This is a genomic window from Brevundimonas vesicularis NBRC 12165 (assembly GCF_001592205.1).
Taxonomy (GTDB): domain Bacteria; phylum Pseudomonadota; class Alphaproteobacteria; order Caulobacterales; family Caulobacteraceae; genus Brevundimonas; species Brevundimonas vesicularis.
The window spans coordinates 1-5,650 of the sequence record NZ_BCWM01000033.1 but is presented as its reverse complement, the minus strand read 5'-3'; the positions used below and the strand labels follow the sequence as shown (position 1 = coordinate 5,650).

Annotated in this window: 3 tRNA genes and 3 rRNA genes; all 6 read left to right on the top strand. The window is 54.3% G+C overall.

The features are described from left to right. Positions 1 to 385: 385 nt before the first annotated feature. The 6 genes from BVE01S_RS16335 (at position 386) to BVE01S_RS16310 (ending at position 5,648) form a co-directional block, all read left to right on the top strand. Positions 386 to 1,846: ribosomal RNA gene (locus tag BVE01S_RS16335) — 16S ribosomal RNA — on the top strand. A 221-nt stretch (positions 1,847 to 2,067) separates the two neighbouring features. After that, positions 2,068 to 2,144, top strand: a tRNA-Ile gene (locus BVE01S_RS16330). Between the two features lie 84 nt (positions 2,145 to 2,228). Next, positions 2,229 to 2,304: transfer RNA gene (locus BVE01S_RS16325), tRNA-Ala, on the top strand. A gap of 200 nt (positions 2,305 to 2,504) precedes the next feature. Beyond that, positions 2,505 to 5,285, top strand: a 23S ribosomal RNA gene (locus BVE01S_RS16320). 87 nt (positions 5,286 to 5,372) lie between these two features. Continuing rightward, positions 5,373 to 5,487 (top strand): 5S ribosomal RNA (gene rrf / locus BVE01S_RS16315). Together the 16S, 23S and 5S rRNA genes with 3 tRNA genes alongside form the textbook arrangement of a ribosomal RNA operon. A gap of 87 nt (positions 5,488 to 5,574) precedes the next feature. Continuing rightward, a tRNA-Met gene (locus BVE01S_RS16310) sits at positions 5,575 to 5,648 on the top strand. Positions 5,649 to 5,650 lie beyond the last annotated feature (2 nt).

Below are 5,650 nucleotides of genomic sequence, written 5' to 3'. Positions count from 1 at the left end.
AGAGGTAAGCCTCGCTTTCCTCCGGTGGTTTCTTGCGGTCTGAAGGGTTCGCTCTTCTCTCCGAAAGATCTCTGAAAAGAGCGGTTGACACGGGGTTTGCGGTTCTCTAAATCGCCGCCTCCGCCGACGACACGGCGCTAAACGGTCGGGCCTCTTCGGAGGTTCCAGGTCTTTGACATTGTTGATTTGGAAAGAGAAACGCAGGCGGCGGTGTTCTTGCGATGACCCTAGAAGGTCATCATACGACACTGACTATCTGCGGTCTTTTTGAAAAGATACCATGCGTCGGTCTTCGGATCGATGACGTGGGAACTCGTCAATAAAATACGTAGAACTAATGCCAAGACCGCTTCGGTGGTCTTCAAGCTTAGGTCAGAAGTCAACTCAACCTGAGAGTTTGATCCTGGCTCAGAGCGAACGCTGGCGGCAGGCCTAACACATGCAAGTCGAACGAACTCTTCGGAGTTAGTGGCGGACGGGTGAGTAACACGTGGGAACGTGCCTTTAGGTTCGGAATAACTCAGGGAAACTTGTGCTAATACCGAATGTGCCCTTCGGGGGAAAGATTTATCGCCTTTAGAGCGGCCCGCGTCTGATTAGCTAGTTGGTGAGGTAAAGGCTCACCAAGGCGACGATCAGTAGCTGGTCTGAGAGGATGATCAGCCACATTGGGACTGAGACACGGCCCAAACTCCTACGGGAGGCAGCAGTGGGGAATCTTGCGCAATGGGCGAAAGCCTGACGCAGCCATGCCGCGTGAATGATGAAGGTCTTAGGATTGTAAAATTCTTTCACCGGGGACGATAATGACGGTACCCGGAGAAGAAGCCCCGGCTAACTTCGTGCCAGCAGCCGCGGTAATACGAAGGGGGCTAGCGTTGCTCGGAATTACTGGGCGTAAAGGGAGCGTAGGCGGACATTTAAGTCAGGGGTGAAATCCCGGGGCTCAACCTCGGAATTGCCTTTGATACTGGGTGTCTTGAGTATGAGAGAGGTGTGTGGAACTCCGAGTGTAGAGGTGAAATTCGTAGATATTCGGAAGAACACCAGTGGCGAAGGCGACACACTGGCTCATTACTGACGCTGAGGCTCGAAAGCGTGGGGAGCAAACAGGATTAGATACCCTGGTAGTCCACGCCGTAAACGATGATTGCTAGTTGTCGGGATGCATGCATTTCGGTGACGCAGCTAACGCATTAAGCAATCCGCCTGGGGAGTACGGTCGCAAGATTAAAACTCAAAGGAATTGACGGGGGCCCGCACAAGCGGTGGAGCATGTGGTTTAATTCGAAGCAACGCGCAGAACCTTACCACCTTTTGACATGCCTGGACCGCCAGAGAGATCTGGCTTTCCCTTCGGGGACTAGGACACAGGTGCTGCATGGCTGTCGTCAGCTCGTGTCGTGAGATGTTGGGTTAAGTCCCGCAACGAGCGCAACCCTCGCCATTAGTTGCCATCATTTAGTTGGGAACTCTAATGGGACTGCCGGTGCTAAGCCGGAGGAAGGTGGGGATGACGTCAAGTCCTCATGGCCCTTACAGGGTGGGCTACACACGTGCTACAATGGCGACTACAGAGGGTTAATCCTTAAAAGTCGTCTCAGTTCGGATTGTCCTCTGCAACTCGAGGGCATGAAGTTGGAATCGCTAGTAATCGCGGATCAGCATGCCGCGGTGAATACGTTCCCGGGCCTTGTACACACCGCCCGTCACACCATGGGAGTTGGTTCTACCCGAAGGCGCTGCGCTGACCGCAAGGAGGCAGGCGACCACGGTAGGGTCAGCGACTGGGGTGAAGTCGTAACAAGGTAGCCGTAGGGGAACCTGCGGCTGGATCACCTCCTTTCTAAGGATGCTTCTCCAGGCCGTCTCTCACGAGACTGTCTATTGAGGCTCCAATAGCTGATGCGCTCAAGCAGCAATGCGATAGCGCTAGGCACAAACGGCGGAACGCCGCCGTCTCCGTTTCTCTTTCCACTTTCGTCATCGACGCCTCGACCATACGGGTCGTTGAGTTGGTGACGCGATCGCGAGCCTGGGTGTTTATGACCCGGCTGTCGCTGCCATAGGCCCGTAGCTCAGGTGGTTAGAGCGTACGCCTGATAAGCGTAAGGTCGGCAGTTCGAGTCTGCCCGGGCCTACCAGGACTTCTGGTTCGCTGGGGGTTCTCAGCCTCAAGACGGCATCGCCGACAGCTCTCCTGGGCTTCGCACTATTCCTGATGGAATGGGGCCATAGCTCAGTTGGTAGAGCGCCTGCTTTGCAAGCAGGATGTCGTCGGTTCGACTCCGTCTGGCTCCACCAGGATCTTGTGATCGCATCAAGAATTGCCCGTCGGCGCTCGTCGGCTGGCATTGATATCGTAAAGGAAGAACGTGACCGGCTCCCCTGAGCTTTGAGGTCTCTGTTCGAGAAGAAGACATTGTCTGACAAAAATCAGGCTTGGTCCCCCGGCATCTTTCCAGTCGGGCGGAATAAACCAAGCATGAGTTTTGCTGAGAAACGATCAAACGTTGAAGGGCTTCTGACGGATGCCTTGGCGTAGAGAGGCGATGAAGGACGTGGCAAGCTGCGATAAGAACCGGGGAGGCGCTAGCACCCTTTGATCCGGTTATTTCCGAATGGGGAAACCCACCTTTACAGTCTTCCAACTCTGTTTCTTCGGAAGCAGCGATTGGCGGATTGTTGAAAGGTATAATGAGCTGAATACATAGGCTTCATTAAGCGAACCCGGGGAACTGAAACATCTCAGTACCCGGAGGAAAGGACATCAACCGAGACTCCCGTAGTAGTGGCGAGCGAACCGGGACCAGGCCAGTGCTCTTGTGAAATAAAGACGAACGATCTGGAAAGGTCGGCCATAGTGGGTGAAAGCCCCGTAGTCATCAAACAGCAAGAGACTCGAGTAGGGCGGGACACGTGAAATCCTGTCTGAACATGGGGGGACCACCCTCCAAGCCTAAGTACTCCTCTACGACCGATAGTGAACAAGTACCGTGAGGGAAAGGTGAAAAGCACCCCGACAAGGGGAGTGAAACAGATCCTGAAATCGGAAGCCTACAAGCAGTCGGAGCCGCCAAGCGCGGTGACGGCGTACCTTTTGTATAATGGGTCAGCGACTTCATGTGTCGAGCAAGCTTAAGCCGTTAGGTGTAGGCGCAGCGAAAGCGAGTCTGAATAGGGCGCTAAGTTCGACGTATGACGACCCGAAACCAGGTGATCTATCCATGAGCAGGTTGAAGGTTGGGTAACACCAACTGGAGGACCGAACCCGTGAATGTTGAAAAATTCTGGGATGACTTGTGGATAGGGGTGAAAGGCCAATCAAACCTGGACATAGCTGGTTCTCCGCGAAATCTATTTAGGTAGAGCGTCCGACGAATTCCTTGGGGGGTAGAGCACTGGATGGTTGCGGGCTGCGCGAGCGGTACCAATACTAACCAAACTCCGAATACCCAAGAGAACTATCGGGCAGACACACGGCGGGTGCTAACGTCCGTCGTGAAAAGGGAAACAACCCTAACCATCATCTAAGGCCCCCAAGTCACGGCTAAGTGGGAAACGATGTGGGATTGCTTTGACAATCAGGAGGTTGGCTTAGAAGCAGCCATCCTTTAAAGAAAGCGTAACAGCTCACTGATCAAGCGATCCTGCGCGGAAAATGTAACGGGGCTCAAGCCGTGCGCCGAAGATATGGGTTTGCAGTTTACTGCAAGCGGTAGCGGAGCGTTCCGTAGGCCGGTGAAGGTCAGGCGTGAGCCTGGCTGGAGGTATCGGAAGTGAGAATGCTGACATGAGTAACGATAAGAGTGTGAGAGACACTCTCGCCGAAAGACCAAGGGTTCCTGCGTAAAGCTAATCTGCGCAGGGTTAGTCGGCCCCTAAGGCGAGGCTGAAAAGCGTAGTCGATGGGAAGCAGGTAAATATTCCTGCACCAGCTGGAAGTGACGGATGGCTTAACTCGTACCCACTTATTGGATTGTGTGTGCGGGGGCGTTGTCCCAGGAAATAACTCCAGCAGAGACCGTACCCGAAACCGACACAGGTGGTCAGGTAGAGCATACCAAGGCGTTTGAGAGAACTATGCTGAAGGAACTCGGCAAATTGCACGCGTAACTTCGGAATAAGCGTGACTCACCTTGCGCAAGCAGGACTGAGTGGCACAAGCCAGGGGGTAGCGACTGTTTAGCAAAAACACAGGGCTCTGCGAAGCAGCAATGCGACGTATAGGGTCTGACGCCTGCCCGGTGCCTGAAGGTTAAAGGGAGATGTGAAAGCGTCGAACTGAAGCCCAGGTAAACGGCGGCCGTAACTATAACGGTCCTAAGGTAGCGAAATTCCTTGTCGGGTAAGTTCCGACCTGCACGAATGGCGTAACGACTTCCCCACTGTCTCCAGCATAGGCTCAGTGAAATTGAATTCCCCGTGAAGATGCGGGGTTCCCGCGGTCAGACGGAAAGACCCTATGAACCTTTACTATAGCTTCGCCTTGGCGTTAGCGACCGTATGTGTAGGATAGGTGGGAGACTATGAAACCGGGGCGCCAGCTCTGGTGGAGTCGTCCTTGAAATACCACCCTTACTGTCGTTGACGTCTAACCGAGGGCCGTTATCCGGTCCCGGGACATGGCGTGGTGGGTAGTTTGACTGGGGCGGTCGCCTCCTAAAGTGTAACGGAGGCGCGCGATGGTGGGCTCAGACCGGTCGGAAATCGGTCGTCGAGTGCAATGGCATAAGCCCGCCTGACTGCGAGACTGACAAGTCGAGCAGAGACGAAAGTCGGCCATAGTGATCCGGTGGTCCCGAGTGGAAGGGCCATCGCTCAACGGATAAAAGGTACTCTAGGGATAACAGGCTGATTTTGCCCAAGAGTCCATATCGACGGCAAAGTTTGGCACCTCGATGTCGGCTCATCACATCCTGGGGCTGGAGCAGGTCCCAAGGGTATGGCTGTTCGCCATTTAAAGTGGTACGTGAGCTGGGTTCAGAACGTCGTGAGACAGTTTGGTCCCTATCTGCCGTGGGTGTTCGAAGCTTGAGAGGATCTGTCCCTAGTACGAGAGGACCGGGATGGACATACCTCTGGTGTACCTGTCATGGCGCCAGCTGTGCAGCAGGGTAGCTAAGTATGGAATAGATAACCGCTGAAAGCATCTAAGCGGGAAACTAACCTCAAAACAAGGCTTCGCTGAGGATCGTGGAAGACTACCACGTTGATAGGCCAGGTGTGGAAGTGGGGCGACCCATGAAGCTTACTGGTACTAATAATCCGATCGGTTTGATCGTTTCTCAGCAAAACTCATTCGATGATTGCTCCTTGACCAGAGCAATCTCAGACAATGTCTTCTCATCATCCGCTGTCCCCCTGGTTGACCTGGTGGCTATGTCGGAGGTTCCCCACCCGATCCCATTCCGAACTCGGTCGTTAAGCCCTCCAGAGCCAATGGTACTTCGTCTCAAGGCGCGGGAGAGTAGGTCGCCGCCGGGTCTACCAGGCGGACAGCCGATGATGAACAAAAACCGCAATCGCGGTCCTTCTCGAACCGTTCTTCCTTCACGATACACTACCGTTTGCCGCGGGATGGAGCAGCCCGGTAGCTCGTCAGGCTCATAACCTGAAGGTCGTAGGTTCAAATCCTACTCCCGCACCC